The organism is Caproicibacterium sp. XB2, from assembly GCF_044880635.1.
In the GTDB taxonomy this organism is placed as follows: domain Bacteria; phylum Bacillota; class Clostridia; order Oscillospirales; family Acutalibacteraceae; genus Caproicibacterium; species Caproicibacterium lactatifermentans.
On the sequence record NZ_CP173227.1, the window covers coordinates 1365046 to 1389043 of the forward strand.

Below are 23998 nucleotides of genomic sequence, written 5' to 3' on the forward strand. Positions count from 1 at the left end.
TTCTGCAAAAGGAGCAAAAAAATGATTTTTTATCTTAATTAAAGAGCAGATTTTTTGCTTTCCGGCAGCTTGGTACATACCCGCAAACGGGCACTGCGGCTGCGCGGATTCTTCGCAAGCTCCGCTTCATTCGGTGTCAGTCCCTTGTGGTACAAAAGCTCCGCGCGCGGTTTTTTGCCGCAGACGCATACCGGAAAGTCCGGCGGGCAGGTGCAGCCCTTGCACCATTCTGCCATCTGGTGCTTTACAATACGGTCCTCCAGCGACTGAAATGTGATAACGCACAGCCTGCCGCCCGGTTCCAGCGCATCAAAAGCGGCGGTCAGGCCCGCCTGCAAAGCATCCAATTCCCCATTAACAGCGATACGCAGCGCCTGAAAAGTTTTGCGGGCCGGATGGTGTCCCGGACGGCGCCGTGCAGCGGCCGGAATGCTGTCCTTTACCAGCTGCGCAAGCTGACAGGTGGTCTGAATCGGCTGTTTCTCCCGTTCCCGCACAATATTCTGCGCGATACGGGCCGCAAAACGCTCTTCCCCATACCTGCTGAGGATTTCCGCCAGCTGCTGCCATGGCAGTGTGTTGACCAAATCCGCGGCACTCGGGCCGGACTGACTCATTCGCATATCCAGTGGTGCGTCCTGATGATAAGAAAAGCCACGCTCTGCATCGTCCAGCTGATGAGAAGAAACGCCCAAATCCAGCAAAACGCCGTTCACCGGAAGCATTTTCTCCTCTTCAGCCAGTGTCAGCATATCCGAAAAGTTTCCCTGCCGCAGAATGCTGTGGGGGTTGTCCGCAAAGCGTTCCCGGCAGGCAGCAATGGCATCTGGGTCACGGTCAATGGAAAGCAGCCGTCCGGTACCGGTCAGTTGCTTTAAAATTGCCCCGCTATGGCCGCCGCCGCCTGCTGTACCATCAATATAGCGTCCATCCGGCTGCACCGCGAGACTTTCAATCGTCTCGTGAAACAAAACCGGGATATGCTCAAATTCCATGCTGCCTCCATCTGCTTTTCTTACAGGTCCAATTCATCCATTGCCTCTGCAATGCTTTCATCGGTCAGGTTGTTGTTAAAGGCGTTCCACGCGTCTGTGTTCCAAATTTCCGCCCGGCTGGCGGCACCAATAAAGGTGACGTCTCGTGTCAAGCTGGCATGGTCACGCAGCGGCTGTGGGATAAGGATACGGCCCTGCTTGTCCGGCATGACTTCCGCCGCGCCGGAGAAGAAGAAACGCTGCAGTCCGCGGGCCTTGCTGATTGGCATGGCACAAACTTTTTCCTGCAGGCGTTCCCATTCTTTCGGTGAAAAGACGAAAAGGCAATGGTCAAGACCCTTGGCGATATAAAAATGCTCCCCCAAATCCTCCCGGAATTTGGAAGGTACAATCACACGCCCTTTGGCGTCAATATTATGTTGGTATTCACCTATCAACATAATTCTTTACCATATGGAAAGGGAACCACTTTACATAGAAAGGGAACCACTTTCCACCACCTTTCACCACTGATGCTTTTATTATAGAACAATCATACTGGGATTGCAATGATTTTTGCCTGAAAGATGCGGGCTAGAAAGGACAGGAAGCACAAAAAAGCCGCCGCAGCGCACCTTTTCGCAGGCACACTGCAGCGGCTTTCCTGCCACTGGTAAAAAATACATGACTTCTTTGCAGAGTCGTATATTTGAATTAGTACATTCCGCCGCCCATGTTCGGGTCAGCAGCCGGGGCAGCCGGAGCCTTGGGTTCCGGCTTATCAGTAATCAGAGATTCTGTTGTCAGCACGGTTTCAGCAACAGAAGCAGCATTCTGCAGAGCAGAACGGGTAACCTTTGTTGGGTCAACAACACCGAAGGAGAGCATACCGCCATATGTGCCGTCTGCAGCGTTAAAGCCATAGCCGACCTTGTTTTCCTTCTTGATGTTCTCCAGAACGACGGAGCCTTCCATGCCAGCATTCGCGACAATCTGACGAATTGGCTCTTCCAGAGCTTTCAGCACGATGGAAACGCCGGTCTTCTCATCGCCGGACTTGCTAGCCAGCAGTTTTTCAACTGCTGGCATAGCATTGACCAAAGCAGTGCCGCCGCCGGCAACGATTCCCTCTTCAACAGCTGCCTTTGTGGAATTCAAAGCATCCTCAATGCGCAGCTTCTTTTCCTTCATTTCCACTTCGGTTGCAGCACCGACCTTGATAACTGCTACGCCGCCGGCCAGTTTTGCCAGGCGCTCCTGCAGCTTCTCACGGTCAAAGTCAGAGGTGGTTTCGCTAATCTGTGCACGAATCTGGTCCTCACGGGCTTCAATGTCCTTCTTGTCGCCGCAGCCGTCGACAATGATGGTGTTCTCTTTGTCAACCTTAACCTGACGTGCACGGCCCAGCATATTCAGTTCAACGTCCTTGAACTCAACGCCCAAGTCGGAGCTGATGACCTTGCCGCCGGTCAGGGTAGCGATATCTTCCAGCATTTCCTTGCGGCGGTCGCCGAAGCCCGGTGCCTTCACAGCGCAGAAGCTCAGGGTACCGCGCAGCTTGTTGAGCAGCAGGTTCGTCAGGGCATCGCCCTCAACGTCGTCCGCAATGATGAGGAACTTCTTGCCGGTGTTGACAATCTTTTCGAGCAGCGGCAGAATCTCCTGGAATGAGGAAATCTTCTTATCGGTGATGATGATGTACGGGTCGTCCAGTTCGCAGGTCATTTTGTCGGTATCGGTGACGAGGTATGGGGAAACATAGCCGCGGTCAAACATCATGCCTTCTACGACTTCGCTGTAAGTTTCAGCAGTCTTGGACTCTTCAATGGTGATGACGCCATCGCTGGTGACCTTCTCCATTGCGTCAGCAATCAGGTTGCCGACAAAGGAGCTAGAGGAAGAAACGGTTGCAACACGCGCAATGTCATCCTTGCCCTTGACAGCCTGGCTGTTCTTCTTAATTGCCTCAACAGCTATATCAACAGCTTCCTGCATGCCGCTGCGGATTGCCATCGGGCTTGCACCGGCGGTAACATTCTTCATGCCTTCATGAATGAGAGCCTGTGCCAAAACAGTAGCAGTTGTGGTGCCGTCGCCCGCAACATCGTTTGTCTTCGTAGCGACTTCTTTAACCAGCTGTGCACCCATGTTCTCAAAGGGGTCTTCCAATTCAATCTCTTTGGCAATGGTTACACCATCATTAGTGATGAGCGGTGCACCGTACTTTTTGTCCAGCACAACGTTGCGGCCCTTCGGGCCGAGGGTAATCTTAACGGTATCAGAAAGCTTATCGACGCCTTTCATCAAAGCCTTGCGTGCGTCTTCGCCGTAAATAATCTGTTTCGACATACTTCATACCTCCAAATGTATTGTTCGGTGTCTGCAACATCCTGCAGCACCAGGTATTCAAAAATTATTCGACAACTGCCAGAACATCGGACTGACGAACAATGGTGTAATCTTCGCCGTCGACCTTCACTTCGGTGCCGGAATACTTGCTGGTCAGTACACGGTCGCCGACCTTAACAGTCATCTTAACTTCCTTGCCGTCTACCAATCCGCCAGGGCCAACTGCAACAACGTCAGCGACCTGAGGCTTCTCTTTTGCAGAGCCGGTCAGCAAAATACCACTTTTTGTGGTTTCTTCTGCGGGTTCCATTTTAATCAGGATTCTGTCGGACAAAGGTTTAATTGTCATAAAAATGCATCCTCCTTAACAGTTACATGGTAGAAATTATTTACTAGTTAGTTTAGCACTCGCTTTCCCTGAGTGCTAAACATTATTTTAGCCGATTTTTCCGAAAAATCAAGTCCTTTTTCAAAAAAAGTTCCGACTTCACAAATTATTTACAATTAAAGTGCCTTTTGGTTCTAATTTGGAATAAAAATGGCACTCTTTTTCTTAGAGTGCCAAGATTCCATACGTATATTCCCTTTTATGGATGCTTATAGAACATATAGGCACGGCATTTAATCATGCCATTATACAGTTTGCGGCTTTTATCGGCTTTCCGTCCAAAGCAGTGCTCAAAAATTTCATCGGAACAAATAACAGTATAATTCCAACCGCGGCGTGCCGGAAAAACTTGGCCCATGTTGCGGTACAAGGCTTCTGCCTGTTTAAGGTCCAGAAGGCGTTCGCCATAAGGCGGGTTGCAAATGACACAGCCATGCTCCGTCTGCGGGGCAAAATCGGCCAAATCTGCCTGCCGTGCCTGAATGCGGTCACCGACACCGGCCTTGCGGGCATTTTCCAGCGTCAGCTGAACCGCTTCCTCATCAATATCACTGCCGTAGCCGGTAAAAGCCGCGTCCCACAGGATAAGGTCCTGTGCACGTCCGCGCTCCTGCTCCCACAGTTCTTCCGGAATCTGCGGCCACTGCTGGGCCGTGAAGTGACGACGCAGACCGGGTGCCATATGCATGGCATACATAGCCGATTCAATCAAGATGGTACCGGAACCGCAGCAGGGGTCATATAGGTTTGCGTCCGTACGCACACGGGACAAGGCCGCCAGCGCCGCCGCCAGCGTTTCCTTAATCGGTGCCTGTGCCGCCTTTCTCCGGTAACCTCGCTTGTGCAGGCCAATGCCGGAAGTGTCCAGCATAACACGCACCTGGTCTTTCATAATCAGGAACTGCACCTGATACAAATTGCCGCTTTCCTTAAACCAGCTGACATGGTAACGGTTTTTCAAACGTTCCACAATCGCCTTTTTGATGATTTTCTGGCAGTCCGGCACACTGTGCAGCTGAGAAGAAAGGCAATGCCCCTTGACGGGGAACGCGTCCTCCCTGCCTATCCAGCATTCCCATGGCAGAGCACGCACGCCCTCAAAAAGCTGGTCAAACGTACAGGCAGGAAATGTACCCATTTCCACCTGTATCCGTTCCGCAAAACGGGAACATAGATTGGCCCGTACCAGCATCTGCGGGGTGCCGTCGAACAGTACATGACCATTTTGTGCCTGCACATTCTGTGCACCCATATCGCGCAGTTCCCTGCTGACAAGGCCCTCCACACCCAAAAGGCATGGGGCTGTTAACTTAAAATCTTCCATATATCCTCCTGCAGACAGCAAGAGAGGCCGGTTTGTCCCCGGCCCCGCCTTGTTTATCTGTCTTTTGTAAAAGTATGATTCATTCGTCATCTGCCGGATTTTCCGGCTCCAGAAGACCATAGTTGCCGGCCTTGCGGCGATAGACCACGTTAATCTGCTCGGTGTCCTGATTGCGGAACATAAAGAACTGATGCTCCAGCATGTTCATCTGCAGAATCGCTTCATCTACGCTCATCGGCTTCACCACAAAGTGCTTGGTACGCACAATTTTGTAGCTTTCCTCCGGCTCGGCATTGGCATTGACATACTGCTGTATGTACTGGTCCAGTGCGGCAGAGTGAATTTGCTTGTCCAGCCTGCTCTTGTTTTTGCGAATCTGCCGCCCAAGGGAGCTGATGACCTCATCCAGTGCGGTGTTCATATCGTAGTCCGTAGCTTCGCCGCGGAAAATCATGCCGTTGCTGTGAACGGTGATTTCAACGGTCTGGCGGTTGCGCTCCACGGTGACCACAATTTTTGCGGTTGCATTTTCATCAAAAATGCGGTCAAAACGAGAAAGCTTTTTACGGGCAAGCTCCTTAAAACTGTCGCGCAGGTTCACTTTTCTGCCGGTTATGGTAACATTCATACTGAAGACATCTCCTTCTGCGGGAACTTTACTTGAAAAGCAGGATTCCCTGTTTTTCTATAAATATTATAGCACATTCCCCAAAAGAATAAAAGCATTCAGAATAAATTTATTATGAATTTTACAAAAAATCTATAAATTCGCGGGTATTCCCTATTTTACAGCACTGCGTCAGCGTGTCGTGTCACATGACAGCCTACATTCACAGCCACCGGCAGCCCCGCAATGTGTGTGGGAAACTGGCAGATGGCGAGCGACAGGCAGGTAATGTCACCGCCGAAGCCCTGCGGCCCAATGTGCAGGTCATTGACAGCCTTCAGCATTTTCTCCTCCAGCTGTGCATAATACGGGTCCGGATTCTTTTCTGAAACCGGACGGCACAATGCCTCTTTGGCAAGTTCGGCGCACTTTTCAAAATCGCCGCCGATACCTACACCCAGTACCATGGGCGGGCAGGGATTGCTGCCGGCTAAACGTGCAGTTTCCACCACGAAGCCGATAATGTCCGCTTCGCTGGCGGCTGGCGTCAGCATTTTTAAGCGGCTCATATTTTCGCTGCCAAAGCCTTTCGGCGCTACGGTCAGATGCACCTTGTCACCGGGCACCAGCCGTGTGTGCAGAATAGCTGGTGTGTTGTCACCAGTATTGCCCCGGCGGATTGGGTCCGCCGCAACGGAACAGCGCAGCAGTCCTTCGGTATAACCTTTGGCTACACCCCGATTGACCGCTTCCTCAAAGCTGCCGGTGATGTGTACCTCCTGCCCAACTTCCGCAAAGACGACCGCCATACCGGTATCCTGACACACCGGTATGGACAGTCGGCGGGCGGCTTCCATATTGTCACACAGGTCCTGAAAAACGGCTTTGCCGATAGGACTGCTTTCCTCTTGGCCTTTTTCCCGAATACAGCTTTCCAAGTCTGTCGGCAGGCTGCGGTTGGCTTTGACGCAGAGTTCTGCAATGGTGTCGGTAATGCACTGGGCATTTAATTCTCTCATGTTGGTACCTCCGTTGTCAGCCGCGTTCATAGACGATGCTGCCGTTTTCTACTACCAGCAGCGGTTTTGAATAGCTGGAAAGCGGGTCACAGTCGAACAGAGAAAAATCCGCGTCTTTGCCCTGCCGCAGGGACCCCACACGGTTATCCAGCCGGCAGATGCGCGCCGGTTCAATGGTAATCGCCCGCAGAGCGGCCTCTCGTTCCATGCCTTCCCGCACAGCCAGTCCCGCACAGAGCGGGAGGTACTGAATGGGAATGACCGAATGGTCCGTAATGATGGCCACCTGCACACCGGCTTTGGCAAGAATACCCGGGCAGGCTGGTGTCTGGCTGCGCAGTTCCGGCTTGCTGCGGTCCGCAAGGAACGGGCCGCTCAGCACACGCACGTGCTCCTTTGCCAGCCGCGGCGCAATAAGATGCCCTTCCGTTCCATGGATAATGACATAATCCAGATGAAACTCTTTGCCGATGCGAATGGCCGTAAAAATGTCGTCCGCACGGTGCGCATGGAAATGGACCTCTGTTTCGCCGCGCAGGGCTGGCAGCAGTGCCTCTGCCTTCATGTCAAATTCCGGCGGCTCCGCATCCTCGTCCTCTTCACTGCGGTGCAGTTCCTTTTCATAGCGCTGTGCTTTCAGCAGCTCTTCCCGAATAAATGCAGCGGTTGCCATACGGGTAACGGGGCCGGTGTCCTTGTCATGGTAAACATCTTTCGGGTTTTCACCCAGTGCCATTTTAATGGCAACCGGTGCCTTTAAAATGCTGTCGTCGATACAGCCGTCCGGGCAGCAGGTTTTTATGGCAGCCATTTGGCCGCCGATAGGATTGGCACTGCCCGGTCCGGTTACAACGGTTGTCACACCGGCGGCGGCGGCTTCCTGAAAGTCGCGGTCCAGCGGGTTTAAGCCATCAATGGCGCGCAGCTGCGGTGTGGTGGGGTCCGTATCCTCATTGAGGTCGTCTCCCTCAAAGGTCAGCCCATCCTCCATCATGCCGAGATGCGTGTGAGCGTCCATAAAGCCGGGGTACATATCCGCACCACAGCAGTCATACGTCTTTTCTCCCGACGGGACATCGGCCATCGGTCCCATGCCGGCGATAACGCCGCCCTTTGTCTGCAGCCACCCGCCCCCTATCGGAGTGCCTTCCATGGTATGTATGTTTGCATTGATAAACAGCATGTATGCTTATCCTCCTGTATTTTCTGCAAAGCAGCAATAAAAAAGGCCGCATCGCGGCACGCGGGAACAAAACCTGCCCCTGTGCAGATGCTGCCTTAAAAGGAACATAGAGTCAGTGGAAGCCATTGCCGCGGCGGGAATATCCGCCGTGCTTACCTTCCAGTGTCTTTTTTAAGTCCGATATTTTTTCATCGCTTGTCTGCTTAAAGTGTGTCATCATATCTTCAAAATCAGCTGGTTCATTGCGGCGCGGCTGCCACTCGAAGTTGCCTGGGCGATGCTGCTGCGGTTCCGGCTTGCGGTGGTGCTGCTGGCGCGGGCGGCCTCCCTGCTGCTGCTGTGGCGGCCGATGGTTGTTTCCGCCCAAATTCTGCCCTTCCACCTGTTTCATGGAAAGGCTGATTTTATTATTCTCACCGATATTCAGGATTTTCACCTTGACGGTCTGCCCCACCGAAACAAAATCACGAATTTCGCGCACAAACGTGGGCGCAATTTCGGAAATATGAACCATGCCGGTTTGGCCGGTAGGAAGTTCCACAAACGCACCGAAACTCGTAATTCCGGTGACCTTGCCTTCCACAACAGTACCTACCTCAAGCTGCATAAAACTCTTTGTTCCTCCTTCAAAATTTTCTGTCGGCGGTCAGTCGCCGCCCGGACAGATGAAGATTCTCTCTCCTGCTTTGGCCATGTTCAGGCTTTCGCGGGCGATACGCGCAACATATTCACTGCTGGCACCCTGGCTTTGCAGCTCATGGCGAACGTCGCTGTTTTTTATTTCTTGTACCTGTATTTCTGCCTGAATGCTCTGCAGTTTTGCTTTTTGGCTGCTTATCTGCATTCGCTGGTTGACGATAGCCGCTAGCATATACACACAGAACACGACCAGCGCCAGCGTCAGAAGGACGCTGCGCTTTTGGCGCGGCTTTTTTTGCGTGCGGTGTTTTTCCATGCAACCTCACCATCCTGCGTTCTGCAAGTTTTCTGTTTTTCACAGTTCTTTTTGCACATTTTTTATTATACACGAACCGATGGGCAGATTTCAAGGCACATTTTACCCAAAGTGCTACTTTCCTGACAAACTTTATTGGAACCTCCAGCAGTTTTGTCAGCATACGCAAAATCCAGCACAGCAGCTTTCCCAGCGGACGCAGAAGGAAGCGCACCAAAAAGCGCAGAATACCGCCCACAAGGAACGTCAGCAGCCTGCCCACTGTTTCGTAAACAGCCCAAAAGCCCAGCCCGGCCCCAATCAACAGGAATCCGCGGATTTCACCCCAATAAACGCCGAGTGCCAGCAGCTTGATGCACACCGCGCACAGCACACCGAAAGCCGCCTCCAGCACAATGCAGAATACAGCCTTTTCGCGCATTTGTATACGCACAGCACGCAGGAAACACCAGACCGCCGCCAGCGCTGCTCCCAGCAGGACAAAAAGCAAAAACGCCAGCACATTCTGGCTGCCGGTGGCATCCACTACCGGAACAGGCGCGACAAAGGCCTGCCGCGCTTTTCGTCGCCCACATAGGTCATGGAAGCGACCGTGCCGGTCAGAGTCAGCTCGCCTGTCTCCACATTCAGCTTTTCAATCTGCAGTTCTTCCCCCCGTACAACCAGCTGTCCCAGTGACGTGTAGACGACCACCGTCTGCTCATCAAAACTGTCGACATTGGAAACGCCGGTTGCACGCAGCTGATGCCGGTTTTCCAGCGTAAGAATATGCGGTGATTTTGCAGAGGAAGGACTTTTTTCTTCCCGTTTTTCGTCGTACATGGCGCATTCACCTCCTGATTCATACAAAAAGGTATATGCGCCGCGGCGACTGGCTATTCTCTATTCTTCCAGAATCCGGTACATAGAAGCTGCGCTGTCCTTGGTGGCGTGCTCGTCAACACTGAGCACTTCCGCCTTAACTGCGCGGCCGCCCAATGTGATTTCCAGCTTGTCGCCGACCTTCACATCGTAGGAAGCACGAGCCGACCGGCCGTTTGCCAACACCCGGCCGGCGTCACAGGCTTCATTTGCCACCGTACGGCGTTTAATGATACGGGATACTTTTAAAAATTTATCCAGACGCATAAAAAGATTTTCCCCTTTCCGGAACGAATTTGTTGAAAGATCACCGGCCTTTTTTCTTTTCCCGGCGTTTTTCTTGGTGCAGCAGAAACCGGCGCTCTTTTTCGGCTTCTTTCTGTGCGCGGCTCTTCACCCTGCGCGCCGCTTTGCCCTGCTCCTGTTGGAGCTTCAGTGCCTGCTGCGCTTTTGTGCTGATGCCGCGGACCTTCATCTGCCGGGCGGCTTCCCGCTGCATCCGCTTCGGGTTTCGCTTTTCGGTGCTGTCTTCGGCAGCAAGGGCTGTATGTCCGTACCGCAAACGGCAATAGCCGCAGATCACCTTGTCGTAAACCTCATAGTCCTTCGGCTCCGCGCCAAACACAACGCGGCAGACACCATAGCCGCCGCTGTCACTGTGCTCGCATACACCCACCCAAAATGGATCCTCGAAAAAAACAGTCAGCCGTGATACAATCTGTTCCATAAAACTTGCCTCCTTAAATATAGAAAGCGGAGAAAGGACAACCAAGGAGGCAGGTTACTGACGGTCACAGCCGCGCCCGGACTACCAACCGGACCGTGTTTTTATCTCTGCTGTTGTACATGATTTATAACTTTTTATATGTCCTGTTCAGAAAGCAAAAAGGCAGCCCCCGTTCAATGCCGGTAAGCTGCCCATACCATCCTGTTGGACCTTACTTATTCACAGCGTCCTTAAATGCCTTGCCAGCCTTGAATGCCGGTGCCTTGGAAGCTGGAATCTCAATGGTCGTATTGGTGCGGGGGTCACGGCCCTGCCGTGCGCTGCGGTTGCGGCACTCAAAAGTGCCGAAGCCTGCCAGCTGTACCTTTTCTTCGTCGGCGACTGTTTCGATGATGGAGCTGATAGCAGCATTGATAATATTTTCAGTATCTTTTTTAGATACAGCAGTTTTCTCTGCAACAGCATTGATAAGTTCTGTTTTATTCATTTTACGTTTCCTCCATTTGTCATTTCCTGTCTTCACTGGTCGGCTTTTGCAATGTCTGCGCTGCCTCCCATTGTGAAAAAGAGTCAATATAGGATTCGGTCGCTTCCTGCAGCACCTGCTCCGGCTCCAGCCCTGCGGCATGCACCGTACGCACCGCCTGCAAAAGCAGTTCACCTGCCTCCTGCCGAGAAACAGCCTTCTGCGGTGGCTGCTCCGGCGGGTAACCGGCTTTTTGTGCCTTTTTCTGTATTTTTGCCGCACGCATCAGCGACGGCAGCGCAGGTGAAACACTGCGCAGGACCTCTGTCTGACTGGTTTGTTTTTTGGTTTTTTCTTTAATTGCATCCCAGTTCTGCAGGAGTTGAGACATACTGCTGACCTTTACGGTTCCGAAAACATGCGGGTGGCGCACAATCATTTTTTTGGCTACGCCGTCTACAATGTCATCGAACGAAAAACGGCCAGCTTCCTGCTCCAGCTGACAGTGGAACAAAACTTGAAACAGGACATCGCCCAGTTCTTCCCGCAGAAGGGTGCTGTCCTCTCGGTCAATCGCCTCGACCGCCTCATACGTTTCCTCAATAAAATCATTGCGGATAGAGTGATGGTCTTGCGCACGGTCCCACGGACAACCGCCCGGCGCGCGCAGAATCTCGATAATGCGGCGCAGGTCTTTTAAATCATACCGGTTTTTTTGCTGAAACGCCACAGCAGGAACCCCTTCTTTCCCGTATTCAGGCCAGAACGCTATTATTTTACACGATACGGCCCTTTTTTGCAAGGCTTTTAGGGAATTTCTGCCGGAACAGCGAGCGTATATCCTCTCTTGTGACAATTTCCAATGCAAAGGCACACAAAAGGTACAGAAGAACGGCCCCCAGAATCGCTAGAAGAGTTGCTGCGGCCTGCGGCAAACGGAGCATCAGCACCCGCCACAAAAGCCTTGCGGACACCGCAGTCAGTGCCCCGGCCAGCAGCGGCCTGCCAAAGTAGGACAACAGATGCAGTTTCACCCCTGTCGCGCGGCGCAGAGCAATGAGGGACGCTGTCAGAATAAAGAAATAGCACACCAGTGTACCGACTGCTGCCCCCATAACCTGAAAGCGCGGGTCACCAACCAAAAAATAATTGAGAACGCATTTGACCGCAAGGCCCGCAAACAGGAACTTGACCGGCAGGTCCACCCTTCCCACTGCCTGCAGCATACTTTGTACCGGTGTGCACAGTGCGGAAAAAATAGACGCGATACCCAGTACAGACAGAATGCGTCCGGTAATTTCCGGTGCGTTCTGTGTACCGAACAGCAGCCGGCAGACCGGTTCCCCCATCACGGAAAGGCCCAGTCCCATGGGCAGTGTCACCATAGCCGACAGCCGCAGCACCGCATGAACGCACGTTTCCAGCTTTTTATGAGAACCGCCGGCCCATGCCGCTGTCACACTGGGCAGCGCACTCATGGCAAACGCCTGTGTCACGGTCGGCACCAGCATAAACAGCGTGTTGGCATTGGTGTAACAGCCGTACAGGAATGACGGGACACTGTGCATACGGACGACTTCCGGCGGAAGCAGTGTCCCATAAAAATTCAGCAAAGCTTCCGGCAGACGGTGCATCAGGTCATCCAGACGGCTGTTGAGAAGGGTAGCGTCCACCAGTGTGGAAAGGTTGACCGCAAGCGAGCCCAGCGCAATGGGAATGGCCGTATGCAGCAGTTCCCGGCGCAGTACCCGTTTTGTTGGCGGTTCCGGTGAGCGGCGCAGTTCTGCGTCGGTAATACCATCCCCATTTTTTCGGTAGTAAATCATCAAAAAGAAAAATGCCAGCATACTGCCAATCGTCACACCCAGCACAGCACCGGCCGCACAGGCAGGCAGTGCCGCCAGCCGCGCGTATTCGGCGGAAGGCTGCGGTACGCCCCACACTGTTTTGTGTGCGGCGTATTCCCGCGCCGCGGCAGATGCCAGCGCCGCGCAGATACCAAGGCCGAATACCAGCCGCCCCGCTGCTTCAATGATTTGCGAAACCGCTGTGGGCGTCATATTGCGCAGCCCTTCATACAGCCCGCGGTAGGTGGAAATCATGCTGCAGAAAAAGGCACACGGCGCCAGCGCCCACACTGCTGGCAGAACTGTCTGCGGACCGGTCCGCACGGCCAGCCGTGCATACGGAACAGAAAGTGCCATCATCAGTGTAAACGCACACAGACCAATGCCAGTAAACAAGCGTATGGACACACCCTGCAGCCGGCGCACGTCCTGAAAACGCCCCTGTGCGCAGCGGGCGCTGACCATGCGTGCCACCGCCGTGGGGAAGCCGGCTGCCGCCAAACTGTAAATGGGAAAATACAGCGAATAGGCACTGCCAAAGTAGGCACTGCCTACCGGCGTTAAAATCCAGCTCAGCGGTATTTTAAAAAGTGCACCCAGCACTTTCACAACCATAACTGCCCCAACCAGCACGGCGGCTCCTTTTAAAAAGCTCTGGCTTTTCCGCTTCATCCTGCCACTTCCGTTTCTCCTGTTTTTCCATTTCTATGAACGGAAGCAGGAAAATATCCGCCGGACCGAACAGGTATAAAAGAACTGCCGTGCAGATGTTTGCACGGCAGTTCCAGCATATTAAAAAATCAATCCTGCTGATTGTCTTCCCCTGCGGGCTGTTCGTCCGCGGGTTTTTCATCAGCTTGTTTTTCCTCTGTCGGCGGTGTTTCCGGCTGAGCCGGTACCGCGCTGTCCTCTGCGGGAGCATCCTGCGGTGGAACCGGTTCGTCCCGCTGCAACTTTCCGCCGCATTTGCTGCAGTACACAGCACTGGCGGGATTTTCCTGGCCACATGCGCTGCAGGTGATACGGCAGCGGTGGGCGGCCAGCTGCTCGTTGACAGCATCCAGCTGCTCATACAATTCATCAATCGCCAGCACGCATTCGCCGACCAGCTCATCAGAAGAAGTGCCCGATTTACGGGCATCGTATACAACACGTCCCAGCGCCTCGAAACGCTTGCTGATTTCATTGTTTAAATCTGCCGCACTCAAGCGCAGTCTAGAAATATCCACAACCTGATTAGCCTTTTTGCCAACTGCAGAAGCTGCTGTCTTTGCGTTGAGAACCATATCTTCGAACAGGCCCATTCTTGTCACGCTCCTTTTTATTTTTGCACATTGTATATAATTTTTTAGAAATTATAGCACGCTTTATAACCAAATAGCAAGGACAAATCGCATTTTATCAGGAATACAGCCCTCCACCGATAAATTCCCGAATCAATGAAGTCGGCGGCAGCAGTGTAGGACTGACCGGCGTGCAGAGCATCAGCGCAAAGGACAGGCGCTGTACTTCATCGGCAATCCAACCGCCCGGCTCCACCACTGTACGCAGCAGCATCAACGCCTGATTGCGCAAAGCCCCCAGCTCGTAGGCATGCAGGGAATTGATGGTGAAGTCAGCACCGGCACGGAAAGGTGCAATATACCTGCGTTCGCCCTCCATAACCGAATCCCACATTTTCAGCGTCCGCTCGGGGGAAGTGCCGCGGAAGTTATAATCCCGCACAATGCGGCGAATCATGCGTACTTCCTTTGCTTCCAGCAAAACTTCGGACCGCGTGCATATATTCTGTTTGACATTGATATACACACATTCTGTACTGCCGCGCGGCAGGTCCTTCGTTAAAATTGGGTTCAGCGCATGAAGCCCCTCGATAATGGCAATGCCGTCCGGGGAAAGGCTTAGATGCCGTGTCTGCTGGGCAGGACGATGATGCACAAAATCAAATTCCGGCACTTCGCAGCTGTTGGAGGTAGCCAAATCATGCAGGCACTTCTGAATATAGTCTACCCGAAGTGCTTCCAGACATTCAAAGTCCTGGGTGCCGTCCTCCCGCCGAGGCGCTTCCTCCTCCGGATGGTAGAAATCATCCAGAGAAATTATCTGTGTTTCATGTCCCAACTGGCACAGTGCATCCGAAAGCAGGTGGGCAGTTGTCGTTTTTCCGCTGCTGCTCGGCCCGGCCAGCAAAACGACCCGGCAGCCGCGCGCAATGGTCTTTTTGGCAACGTCCTGCACACTTTTATGAAAATGCCGGTCTGCAAGTGCCACCAAATGGGCCGGGTCCCGCTGTGCCATATGGTTGATGTCCTCTAAATTATTGTTGAATCGTACATATTCAGGTGTGCGCAAATGTTTCATAAATCTGTTCCACCTTTTCTTTCCGCTCCAGTATTTCCTTATGGCGCGTAATATACTCATAAGGATACTTGAAATTATACACACGGGTAAGCCGTCCGTCCGGTGCACAGATTTTGCTGCCTGCACCCGCACCGCAGGCCAGAATGGTTTGGCTTTCATCCATAATAACGGTATTGTAAAAATCCTCGAATCCCGGTTTGGCAAAGCCGACATTTTCCAAACCACCCAAAATGCGTGTTTGACGGTACAGATAGTACGGCTGCCAGCCGCCGGAAAGCAGTTTTTGGCCGGCATAATCCAGCATCTGTGCAACCATCGCACCGGAAGCGCGCTGCTCCCCCTGCTGAAAGATGCGGGACGCACGCTTGAGGGCCAGTGTGTGTACGGTAATGCTTTCGGGGCCAAGGGCACACACGCGGTCCACCGTATCGGCAAACGTTTCCGGTGTGTCCAGCGGCAGGCCGGCAATTAAATCCATATTGATATTGTCAAACTCTGCCTCGCGGGCCATGGCAAAGGCGTCCAGCACCTGCTGTACCGTATGACGGCGGCCAATCGCCTGCAGCACCTTTTCCTGCATGGTCTGCGGGTTGATGCTGATGCGTGTTACACCGCGGCGGCGCAGACCACGCAGCTTTTCCGGTGTAACGGTGTCCGGCCGTCCGGCTTCTACTGTCACTTCTCGGCAGGCAGATAAATCAAACGAATCTTGCACGGCTGCCAGAACCGCGTCCATCTGCTCCGCAGAAAGCGTTGTCGGTGTTCCGCCGCCCATATATACCGCCTGCAGGACAAGGCCCAGTCCTTTTGCCACCCTGCCTGCCGCACGAATTTCTCGGCACAGGCAGGTTACATAGTCGGGAATCAGCTGCATGGTTTTTTCAACGGACATCGACACAAATGAACAGTACGCACACCGGCTGGGACAAAACGGAATGCCGATATACAGACTGAAGCCGTTTGGCTTTTTCTGTGCCAAGATGCTGCTCTCTTTGTGCAGGGTAAGCAGTGCCAGGCGCGTTTTCTGACGGCTGACATGATATGCGTCCATAAAAATCTGCAGCGCTTTGTCCTGTCCCCAACGGTCTATCAGGCTGTGCAGCATTTTTACCGGCCGAATACCCGTCAGAATACCCCAGCGCGGCGTAAAGCCAGTTTTTTGAACCAGCAAGCCGTACAAAAGCTCCGCCAGCTGCCGTTCTGGATTTTGGTCACCGAAAAGGCCGGGCTCATAGGCGCGCTCCGCCCGCAAAACCGCTTTGCCTTCCGACAGGCTAGCTTTCAGCTGTACACTGTTCCCTGTTTTCTCCACACGGGCAACAGCAGTCAGCGGTGCTGGATTCGGCGGCAGTGTGCCATCCTCCATAACGCGGATAGGTTCTTCCGGATAAAACAGACGGCAGAGTTTTTCCAGTTCATAATGATAGGCGTTATTTTCAAGTATTAAATCCATTTTGACCGGCTTCCATATAGGGATTATTCTTTCGTTCCCAGCTAAGCTTTGTTTCGAACTCATGTCCGGGCAGCACCCGCCACTCGCCGGGCAGGTCGCGCAGCCGCTGTGCGGAAGCGAGAATATCCGAAAAGCTGCCTGTTGGGAAATCCGTGCGGCCCACCGTTCCGCACATAACGGTATCGCCGGAGAACAAGGCATCCCCTACTAGGAAACAGCAGCCGCCGTGTGTGTGGCCCGGTGTATGCAGTACCCGAATTGTAAGACTGCCAAGTGTCAGCGTCTGACCGTCCTTCAGCAGGACGTCCGGCTGATAGGTGGGAATGGTGCACATGGCCATACTGCTTAGACTGTTGAGCGGATTGCCGATAAAGTCCGCTTCATCTTTATACATATAGATTTTTGCACCCGTCTGCGCTGCTAGAGGACCTACCCCCAGTGTATGGTCAAAGTGGCCGTGCGTCAGCAAAATCATGGAAACATTTTTCTGCTTGACGGCATCTTTCAGCTGCGCATCATAAAAACCGGGGTCAATAATAGCGGTTTCTCCGGTGGCGTTGTCCGTCAGCAGGTAACAGTTGGTGGGAATCATACCACCGGGAATGCACTGAATCCGCATGAGGTACCTCCTCGATTTCTGGCAGCCCGCGGCTGCACTTTATATGTTATGCGAAAAATATGAAAGAATTGCAAACGAACCGTAAAAAAGCCGGGAATCATGTGCGGCGGATGGATTCTACACCCTTTACCGCCTGCAGACGACCGATGATGCTTTGTAGCTGGTCCAGTCCGTTTACGGTAATACCAGCGGAGATAACCGCACGTCCGTCCTTCAGTTCACGGGAGTTCAGCGAGTGAATAAACAAACGCATATTGTACAGCTGCTGTGTCACATCTGCCAGCAAGCCGGAACGGTCGTTGGCCAAAATCTCCAGTGTTGTCTGGAACTCCTCGCGCACATCACCGGCCCAGTGGGCAGCAACCCAGCGTTCCGGCTCGCTTGCACTGGCAATCGGGTGCGGAACATTGCGGCAGGATTTTTTATGAATGGAAACGCCGTATCCGCGTGTAATAAAGCCGATAATATCGTCCCCGGGCAGCGGGTTACAACAGCGGGCAAACTTAATAAGGCAGTCACCCATACCCTCTACAATGACGCCGCTGGCCGCCTTGCGGGCAGCAGGCTGGGCATGGCTGACCAGTTCCTTCGGTGGTTCCGGATGATGTGTCTTTAGGTATTCTTCCCGAATTCGCGGCATCATTTTCCACAGCTGAATACCACCGTATCCAATTGCTGCGTAAACGTCGTCCACCGTGGCACAGTTCTGTTTGCTGCCAAGCCGAATCAGCAGCAGCTCCTGCTCTTCCGCTGAAAGCACAACACCGTTGTGCTTCAGTTCCCGCTCCAGTTCACTGCGGCCCTCCATGATATTTTCGTCGCGCTTTTCCCGCTTAAACCATGTGCGTATTTTATTTCGCGCCTCGCTGGTCTTGACAGTTTTCAGCCAGTCACGGCTGGGACCACGTGCCTCTTTGCTGGTGATAATATCAACGATTTCGCCGGTTTTCAGCTGGGTAGTCAGCGGCGCCATGCGTTTGTCTACCTTCGCGCCGACCATACGGTTGCCGATTTCACTGTGAATGGCATAGGCAAAATCAATGACGGTGCTGCCGGAAGGCAGGTCAATGACATCTCCGCGCGGCGTAAAGACATACACCTCGTCCGGCGTCAGGTCTGACTTGATGGTGCGGATTAGGTCCGTAGCGTCCGCCGAATTTTTCTGTTCTTCCAGGATTTGCCGAATCCATTCCAAACGCTTTTCCATGCTGTCGTGAGAATGATGGCCGTCCGTCATACCCAGTTTGTACTTCCAGTGGGCGGCAATGCCGTACTCGGCAGTGTGGTGCATTTCCCATGTGCGTATCTGAATTTCAAAAGGAATGCCGTCTTTGCCGATGACCGTTGTATGCAGGGACTGATACATATTCGGTTTTGGGGTGGAAATATAGTCCTTAAAGCGGTTTGGCAGCGGCCGGAACATATCGTGTACAATGCCCAGCACGTTGTAGCAGTCATTAACGGTATCCACAATGACGCGCACCGCATAAATATCATAAATTTCGTCCATATTCTTGCCCTGTATAAACATCTTCCGGTAAATGCCGTTGATGCTCTTTACACGGCCGGAAACATAGACGTTGGGAATCGTTTCCGCAACGCGGTCCTGAACGATTTTCTTTGTCTTTTCAATAAAAGCAGTCCGCTCTTCCCGCCGCAGTGCCAGACTGCTTTCAATCTCTTTATAGGCATAGGGGTCCAGTACCCGCAGGGAAAGGTCCTCCAGCTCTTCTTTAATGGCACGAATACCAAGCCGGTGCGCAATCGGCGCATAGACCTCCATGCTTTCCAGTGCTTTTTCCCGCTGTTTTTCCGGTCCCCAATAGCAGGCCGTGCGCATATTGTGCAGGCGGTCCGCCAGCTTGATGATGATAACGCGGATATCCTCGCTCATGGCAATCAGCATCTTGCGGAGATTTTCCGCCTGCTGTACCTCGCGGGATTTGTACGGGATCAGTCCCATCTTTGTGATTTTCGTAACACCGTCCACCAGACCGGCAATCTCCGGACCGAACAGGCGGCGCAGTTCCTCCAAACTGACCTTGGTGTCCTCCACCACGTCATGCAGTAAACCGGCCGCCACGCTCTCGCTGTCCATACCGAGCTGTACCAAAATGCACGCTACGGCAACCGGATGAGAAATATAGGGAGCGCCGGAAAGACGCTTCTGGTCGCCATGTGCAGAAAGGGCCAAATCATATGCTCGGCGGATAAGTTCCATATCATAGTCGTGCTCGCTCTGTGACAAAAGCGCTGTTAAATCATCGTATGTATTTTCCGTACTCTCCACAGTGTTTCTCCATCTCCTCTCAAGTCTGCGGGACCATCTGAACCTGCGCCCGCAATCCGCGCAGAAAACCGCTGTCTGATAAATCCACTTTCCCTTTGACCGTACACATGGTTACGGTATATTGTGTACCAAATGCCTGTGCCTCAACCAGCCCATGTTCCTGAAAAAGCTCCAGACAAACCAGCAGGCGGGCAAATGGCATTTTGCCAAGGGCAGACACGCCCTCCGCACCACCGCGGTAGCCGCCGCACGCACGCAGTGTGCGGTACAGACCAGCACAGGCAGCACGGTCCGGTGAAAGGCTGTCAAACTCTTCTGTCGTCAGCGGGTCACCGCGCTTGGCTTTTTCAAACAGCTCCCGTCCCTTCAGCAGTGCTTCTTCATCACAGCCGGACAGTTTCATGTCCCGCACGATAATCGAAAGCGTTTCTCGGCCGTTATATACATCACCGATGAGTTCCACTGCAAGATCCAACATGTCCCCCGGGTGATAAGGAAAAGCGGATAGTTCCATACCAAATTTCATACAGCGAAGCCGTACTCCGCCGGCCGAACAAACCAGCCGCAGATGTTTTCCGCCGCCGACCGGCTGAATTTCCTGCAGGCGCACTCCAAACAGACCGTACAGCGGCTTTGGGTTTCCAGTGCCAAACGGCTGCAATAGGTCGGCCGCGTGCGGCAGCTCCAGGGAAATACGGGCCGGTTTCAGCACGCCGTCCAGCTGCAGCACCGGCACAGGCATAGTCCCCTGTGATGCGGCGTAGGCGTTGATGCGCCGGCGGAATTCCGCCGTGTTTTCCGCCGGCATGGTCATGCCGGCGGCCATGGCGTGCCCGCCGAATTTTGTCAGCAGGTCCGCGCAGGCACTGATGGCTTGAAACAGAGAAAAGCCCTCCACACTGCGTCCGGAGCCTTTTGCTTCATGATTGCCGCACGAAAGGACAATGCTTGGCTTGCCAAATGTTTCCGTTAGGCGGCTGGCAACGATTCCGATGACACCTGTATGCCAGCCGCGTCCTTCTACAACCAACACTCGGTCCAATAGACGGTCCGGTTCCTGCTGCAGCTGCTGCAGGGCACTTTCATAAATTTCCGCCTCCAGCTGCTTGCGGTAATCATTGTCGTCACAAATATCTGCCGCCAGCAGGCAGGCTTCATCCGGGTCCTCACTTAAAAGCAGCCGGACCGCGCGGTCCGGCGAACCGATGCGTCCGCACGCGTTGATGCGCGGCACAATGCCAAAAGCAATATTTTCCGCTGTCAGCTCGCGGTCTTCCAAACCCGCTTTTTCCAGCAGTGCACGCAGACCGGGACGATCCGTCTGCGGCAGCAAACGAAGGCCAGTCCGCAAAAACGTCCGGTTTTCACCCGTCAGCGGCACAACATCTCCCACGGTTCCAATGGTCAAAAGGTCCGCATAAGTTTCCAGCAGGAGCTGCTGGTCGGAGTCCTCCCCCTCCAGTGCCTGCACCAGTTTAAAGGCCAGTCCCGCACCGCACAGACATTTGTCTTCACTGGTATCGTCCGGCCGAAACGGGTCCACTACGGCCTGTGCCTGCGGCAGCTCCGGACGTGACCGATGATGATCCGTAATGACGACGTCTATGCCCAGTTCCCGCGCGTGCTCCACTTCCGGCAGGGAAGAAATGCCGTTGTCTACGGTAATGAGCAGGTCCACCTGCCGCTCATGCAACTTGTCCACTGCGGCCATATTCAGCCCATAGCCTTCTTTTTCTCGGTCCGGAATGTAAAAAGAAACATTTGCACCGCTGGACTCCAAATAGGAATATAAAATGGCAGTGGCAGTAACACCGTCGGCATCATAGTCGCCATAAACAGTCACTTTTTCAAAGGAATCAATGGCCTTTTGAATGCGCTGAACAGCCCGGTCCATGTCTTTTAAACGAAGCGGGTCACTCAGCGGTGCCCCATTAATCTGGTCCGCGGCCTGCTGCGGTGTACTGCAGCCACGTGACTGCAGTAATGCCGCCGTCACCGCCGGAATGCCAGTCTGCTGGGAAAGCTGGCGCGCCGCACGGCGGTCGATGGAAGCAACGACCCATTTTTTGAGTGCCAAAAGAAGTTCACCCGTTCTTTCTGCCCGAAAAATCCGGGCATTTTCTCTATTCTGTAACCATTTATTCATAACGATAAATGATGTATAATATATTATTTTATCATTTCAATCCACAATAATCAATGTTTTCCGGCAAATTCGGTATGTGGCAGTATGAAAAAGGCAGCCGGTACAGGCAGAATGAAATGCCCTTATCCGGCTGCCGAAAAATTTTCTAAAAGGCTACGATTTTGTCAGCGTAACGCCTACCTGGTAAGTTCCGTAGGCCCAGCAGGTTTTGTCGCCGCCGATTTTAATGGATACCGGTGCATTCGTCGTACCGGCCTGCTGAATATTCGAAAAATCCACCGCCGCTGTGATATTGCTCGCCGTCAGGGTGGCAATATCACTTGCTTTGCCGATAATGCTGATGTTAAGCGACTTGGTTTCCACCTCTGTCTTCATTCCGGAGGGAACATTCATCTTGGTAAAGGCCGTAACGGTAAAGTCTTTGCTGGTGTACTGACTCATGTTTTTCAGTGTAACCTGCGCCGTGGCGCTGCTGCTTAGATTCGTACAGCCGCTTGGCATCTGTGAAATCTGCTGGTTAAAGCTGTTGTGGGTGGTATTAACCTGTGAAAAGTCAATCGCTTCCAAACTGACTTCTGTAATTTTAGAAATGGTATCCTTTGGCCCGGCAATCGAAATGCTGGCCGGACTGACTGTGAAGGCGCTGTCCGCGTCCAATTTCAGCCCAGCAGGCTGGTTTGTAAAAGTCGGCAGAACTTTCACTGTCTTTTTTGGCTGCACCTGAATGGTGACATTTACCTGGTTCACACTCATAGTAAGGTACTGGTCCGGCACAATGGTCTTGCCGGAAGCATCGTACAGCACCAGTGGTGCCGCAAAAGTTTTGGTATCCGTCAGCACGGTATTGCTGCCGCTGTAGTCAACGGACACGTGGTCAATTTTGGAAACCTCCGTCTGCGGGCCGGAAATGGTCACATTTTCCGTATCCGCAGTGGGACCGGGGCTGTAGTAGCCGGAAGTGTCGATTTTATACATATTGGCAGGCATGTGGATAGAGAACGTTTTCTTTGCCGCGCGGTCCACATGAATCGTCCACTCAGACGGATAAATTTTGCTGAAGCTAAAGTTGGAAAGCGCACTGATGTTCTTGCCAATCAGCATTACCCTATAGTCGCCGGGCGCGGTAATCTGTGCCACGCTGGCCGGCACTACTTCCAGGTCCTTGCTGCGCACCTGACTGACTGAAAGGGTGTTGCCAGTTATGGTGACGGAAGCGGTATCTGTTTTGCTGGGCGAATAAACTGTCAGCCCCTGCTGCTGTGCCTCATCCGGAAGGCGGACATTGATGGGAATCTCATTGATGCGCTTCGGGAAATGCTCGGTGTCATTGCAGGCCAGCACAAGCCACAGAAAAACCGCCAGTACCAGTGATAGAATCAAGACGAATTTGTTGTTGTAGAACAGGCCATTCAGCTTTTTGTATCCGTTTTTCTTCTGTGGGCGTTTTATTTTTTCTTTATTTTTATTTTTCATTTTTCGTCCTCCTAATAGAAGCAAAGAACGATCCCCGGTCCCGAGTACTTTCGGGTTCCAGCAGCAGACTGTTTAGCTCATTCTGCAGGGACTCACGCGTATAGTTGCGGGTAATAGTCCCGCCCAGGGCAATGGAAATCTGGCCTGTCTCCTCGGAAACAACAATGACAACCGCGTCCGAATTTTCACTCATGCCAATCGCGGCACGGTGACGGGTGCCAAGCTCAATGGCCACATCATTGTTGCGCTTTGTCAGCGGCAAAATACAGCCGGCCGCATACAGCATTCCATCCCGAACAATCATGGCACCGTCGTGCAGGGGCGCCTTATTGAAAAAAATATTGCAGATGATGGGAACACTGGGCACTGCGTTAACGATGGTACCGGTATCTATAATGTCGCCAAGCTTGGTTTCACGCTCCATGACAATGAGGGCACCGGTTTTGCTTTTGGATATACTATCACAGGCTGCCACAACCGCGCGGATACCACGCCGCCACTGTTCCTGCACCTCTTGGTCAACCGTGCTGCGCCCGCTCATCAGCGCACGCAGGCCGCCGTGGTGACCGCGTCCCATTTTCTCCAGCGCACTGCGCAGTTCCGGCTGAAAGACCACAAACAGACATACCAGCCCATACTGGATAACATACGTGAAGAGTGTTTTCATCATATACAGCTGCAGTACATTCGCACCCACCCATACAGCCAAAATAATCAGGATGCCTTTGACCAGCTGACCGGCACGGGTTTCCCTCATGAATTTGATTGCACTGTAAATGACAAAAGTAACCAACAGAATGTCGATTATGTCCTGTACGCGGAAATTACTGAACGCATTCTGTATATTTCCCCAGAAAATCGCCAGCTGACCCACGGCGGTCCCTCCTTTCCAATCCTTCTTTTATTGTATCATATCCCGGCAGATATGCAAAATGTTTTTCTTCCCACGGCGGCTT

The 23998-nt window shown here is 53.0% G+C and carries 24 protein-coding genes and 1 pseudogene; all 25 read right to left on the reverse strand.

What is annotated here, in order from left to right:
* Window positions 1–38 precede the first annotated feature (38 nt).
* A complete protein-coding gene (gene rsmH / locus ACIHKT_RS06870; protein ID WP_086036113.1) occupies window positions 39–995 on the reverse strand; it encodes a 16S rRNA (cytosine(1402)-N(4))-methyltransferase RsmH in 957 nt (318 codons plus the stop codon).
* A gap of 20 nt (window positions 996–1015) precedes the next feature.
* The gene (gene mraZ, locus ACIHKT_RS06875; protein WP_086036116.1) at window positions 1016–1435 is read right to left on the reverse strand and encodes a division/cell wall cluster transcriptional repressor MraZ; all 420 of its coding nucleotides are present in this window, start codon (window positions 1433–1435) and stop codon (window positions 1016–1018) included.
* Window positions 1436–1688: 253 nt separating this feature from the next.
* On the reverse strand, window positions 1689–3323 hold the full coding sequence (gene groL, locus ACIHKT_RS06880; RefSeq protein ID WP_086036118.1) for a chaperonin GroEL: 1635 nt from the start codon (window positions 3321–3323) through the stop codon (window positions 1689–1691).
* Between the two features lie 64 nt (window positions 3324–3387).
* A complete protein-coding gene (gene groES, locus ACIHKT_RS06885) occupies window positions 3388–3672 on the reverse strand; it encodes a co-chaperone GroES (RefSeq protein ID WP_086036120.1) in 285 nt (94 codons plus the stop codon).
* A gap of 238 nt (window positions 3673–3910) precedes the next feature.
* On the reverse strand, window positions 3911–5035 hold the full coding sequence (locus ACIHKT_RS06890; protein ID WP_404352185.1) for a class I SAM-dependent RNA methyltransferase: 1125 nt from the start codon (window positions 5033–5035) through the stop codon (window positions 3911–3913).
* Between the two features lie 79 nt (window positions 5036–5114).
* Window positions 5115–5663: a ribosome hibernation-promoting factor, HPF/YfiA family gene (gene hpf / locus ACIHKT_RS06895; RefSeq protein WP_086036126.1), complete on the reverse strand. Its 549-nt coding sequence runs from the start codon at window positions 5661–5663 to the stop codon at window positions 5115–5117.
* A 158-nt stretch (window positions 5664–5821) separates the two neighbouring features.
* Window positions 5822–6661, reverse strand: a complete 840-nt coding sequence (locus tag ACIHKT_RS06900; RefSeq protein WP_086036128.1) for a fumarate hydratase — start codon at window positions 6659–6661, stop codon at window positions 5822–5824.
* Between the two features lie 16 nt (window positions 6662–6677).
* Window positions 6678–7844 carry an amidohydrolase gene (locus tag ACIHKT_RS06905; RefSeq protein ID WP_174192905.1) on the reverse strand — a complete coding sequence of 389 codons (1167 nt, stop codon included), beginning with the start codon at window positions 7842–7844 and terminating at the stop codon, window positions 6678–6680.
* Window positions 7845–7956: 112 nt separating this feature from the next.
* Window positions 7957–8451, reverse strand: a complete 495-nt coding sequence (locus ACIHKT_RS06910; RefSeq protein WP_086036133.1) for a S1 RNA-binding domain-containing protein — start codon at window positions 8449–8451, stop codon at window positions 7957–7959.
* Window positions 8452–8490: 39 nt separating this feature from the next.
* Window positions 8491–8799 (reverse strand): FtsB family cell division protein, encoded by a 309-nt coding sequence (locus ACIHKT_RS06915; RefSeq protein ID WP_086036135.1) that lies wholly within the window; start codon window positions 8797–8799, stop codon window positions 8491–8493.
* Window positions 8800–9067: 268 nt separating this feature from the next.
* A pseudogene (gene yabQ / locus ACIHKT_RS06920) lies at window positions 9068–9325 on the reverse strand (spore cortex biosynthesis protein YabQ); the annotation flags it as partial.
* The gene (yabP, locus tag ACIHKT_RS06925) at window positions 9325–9621 is read right to left on the reverse strand and encodes a sporulation protein YabP (protein ID WP_086036141.1); all 297 of its coding nucleotides are present in this window, start codon (window positions 9619–9621) and stop codon (window positions 9325–9327) included. The pseudogene yabQ and the gene yabP, both read right to left, overlap by 1 nt.
* Window positions 9622–9681: 60 nt before the next feature.
* Window positions 9682–9927, reverse strand: a complete 246-nt coding sequence (locus tag ACIHKT_RS06930; protein WP_086036143.1) for an RNA-binding S4 domain-containing protein — start codon at window positions 9925–9927, stop codon at window positions 9682–9684.
* Window positions 9928–9967: 40 nt separating this feature from the next.
* Window positions 9968–10387: a YjdF family protein gene (locus tag ACIHKT_RS06935; protein WP_086036146.1), complete on the reverse strand. Its 420-nt coding sequence runs from the start codon at window positions 10385–10387 to the stop codon at window positions 9968–9970.
* A 211-nt stretch (window positions 10388–10598) separates the two neighbouring features.
* Window positions 10599–10874: an HU family DNA-binding protein gene (locus ACIHKT_RS06940; protein ID WP_086036148.1), complete on the reverse strand. Its 276-nt coding sequence runs from the start codon at window positions 10872–10874 to the stop codon at window positions 10599–10601.
* A 19-nt stretch (window positions 10875–10893) separates the two neighbouring features.
* Window positions 10894–11583, reverse strand: a complete 690-nt coding sequence (locus ACIHKT_RS06945) for a YabN family protein (protein WP_086036150.1) — start codon at window positions 11581–11583, stop codon at window positions 10894–10896.
* 46 nt (window positions 11584–11629) lie between these two features.
* Window positions 11630–13372: a polysaccharide biosynthesis protein gene (locus ACIHKT_RS06950; protein WP_174192901.1), complete on the reverse strand. Its 1743-nt coding sequence runs from the start codon at window positions 13370–13372 to the stop codon at window positions 11630–11632.
* A 128-nt stretch (window positions 13373–13500) separates the two neighbouring features.
* Window positions 13501–14004, reverse strand: a complete 504-nt coding sequence (locus tag ACIHKT_RS06955; protein WP_174192899.1) for a zinc ribbon domain-containing protein — start codon at window positions 14002–14004, stop codon at window positions 13501–13503.
* Window positions 14005–14101: 97 nt separating this feature from the next.
* Window positions 14102–15061, reverse strand: coding sequence for a uridine kinase (locus tag ACIHKT_RS06960; protein ID WP_157658965.1), 960 nt, complete (start codon window positions 15059–15061; stop codon window positions 14102–14104).
* The gene (gene hemZ / locus ACIHKT_RS06965) at window positions 15039–16514 is read right to left on the reverse strand and encodes a coproporphyrinogen dehydrogenase HemZ (RefSeq protein WP_086036158.1); all 1476 of its coding nucleotides are present in this window, start codon (window positions 16512–16514) and stop codon (window positions 15039–15041) included. The genes ACIHKT_RS06960 and hemZ overlap by 23 nt, the downstream gene beginning before the upstream one ends.
* The gene (locus ACIHKT_RS06970; protein ID WP_086036161.1) at window positions 16498–17133 is read right to left on the reverse strand and encodes an MBL fold metallo-hydrolase; all 636 of its coding nucleotides are present in this window, start codon (window positions 17131–17133) and stop codon (window positions 16498–16500) included. The genes hemZ and ACIHKT_RS06970 overlap by 17 nt, the downstream gene beginning before the upstream one ends.
* A gap of 97 nt (window positions 17134–17230) precedes the next feature.
* Window positions 17231–19354, reverse strand: a complete 2124-nt coding sequence (locus tag ACIHKT_RS06975) for a bifunctional (p)ppGpp synthetase/guanosine-3',5'-bis(diphosphate) 3'-pyrophosphohydrolase (protein ID WP_086036870.1) — start codon at window positions 19352–19354, stop codon at window positions 17231–17233.
* 88 nt (window positions 19355–19442) lie between these two features.
* Complete coding sequence (gene recJ, locus ACIHKT_RS06980; protein ID WP_157658966.1) at window positions 19443–21500, reverse strand: single-stranded-DNA-specific exonuclease RecJ; 2058 nt, start codon at window positions 21498–21500, stop codon at window positions 19443–19445.
* A 222-nt stretch (window positions 21501–21722) separates the two neighbouring features.
* The gene (locus tag ACIHKT_RS06985; RefSeq protein WP_086036166.1) at window positions 21723–23042 is read right to left on the reverse strand and encodes a YbbR-like domain-containing protein; all 1320 of its coding nucleotides are present in this window, start codon (window positions 23040–23042) and stop codon (window positions 21723–21725) included.
* Window positions 23032–23916, reverse strand: coding sequence for a diadenylate cyclase CdaA (cdaA, locus tag ACIHKT_RS06990; protein ID WP_086036169.1), 885 nt, complete (start codon window positions 23914–23916; stop codon window positions 23032–23034). Before cdaA ends, ACIHKT_RS06985 begins: the two co-directional genes overlap by 11 nt.
* Window positions 23917–23998: the final 82 nt, after the last annotated feature.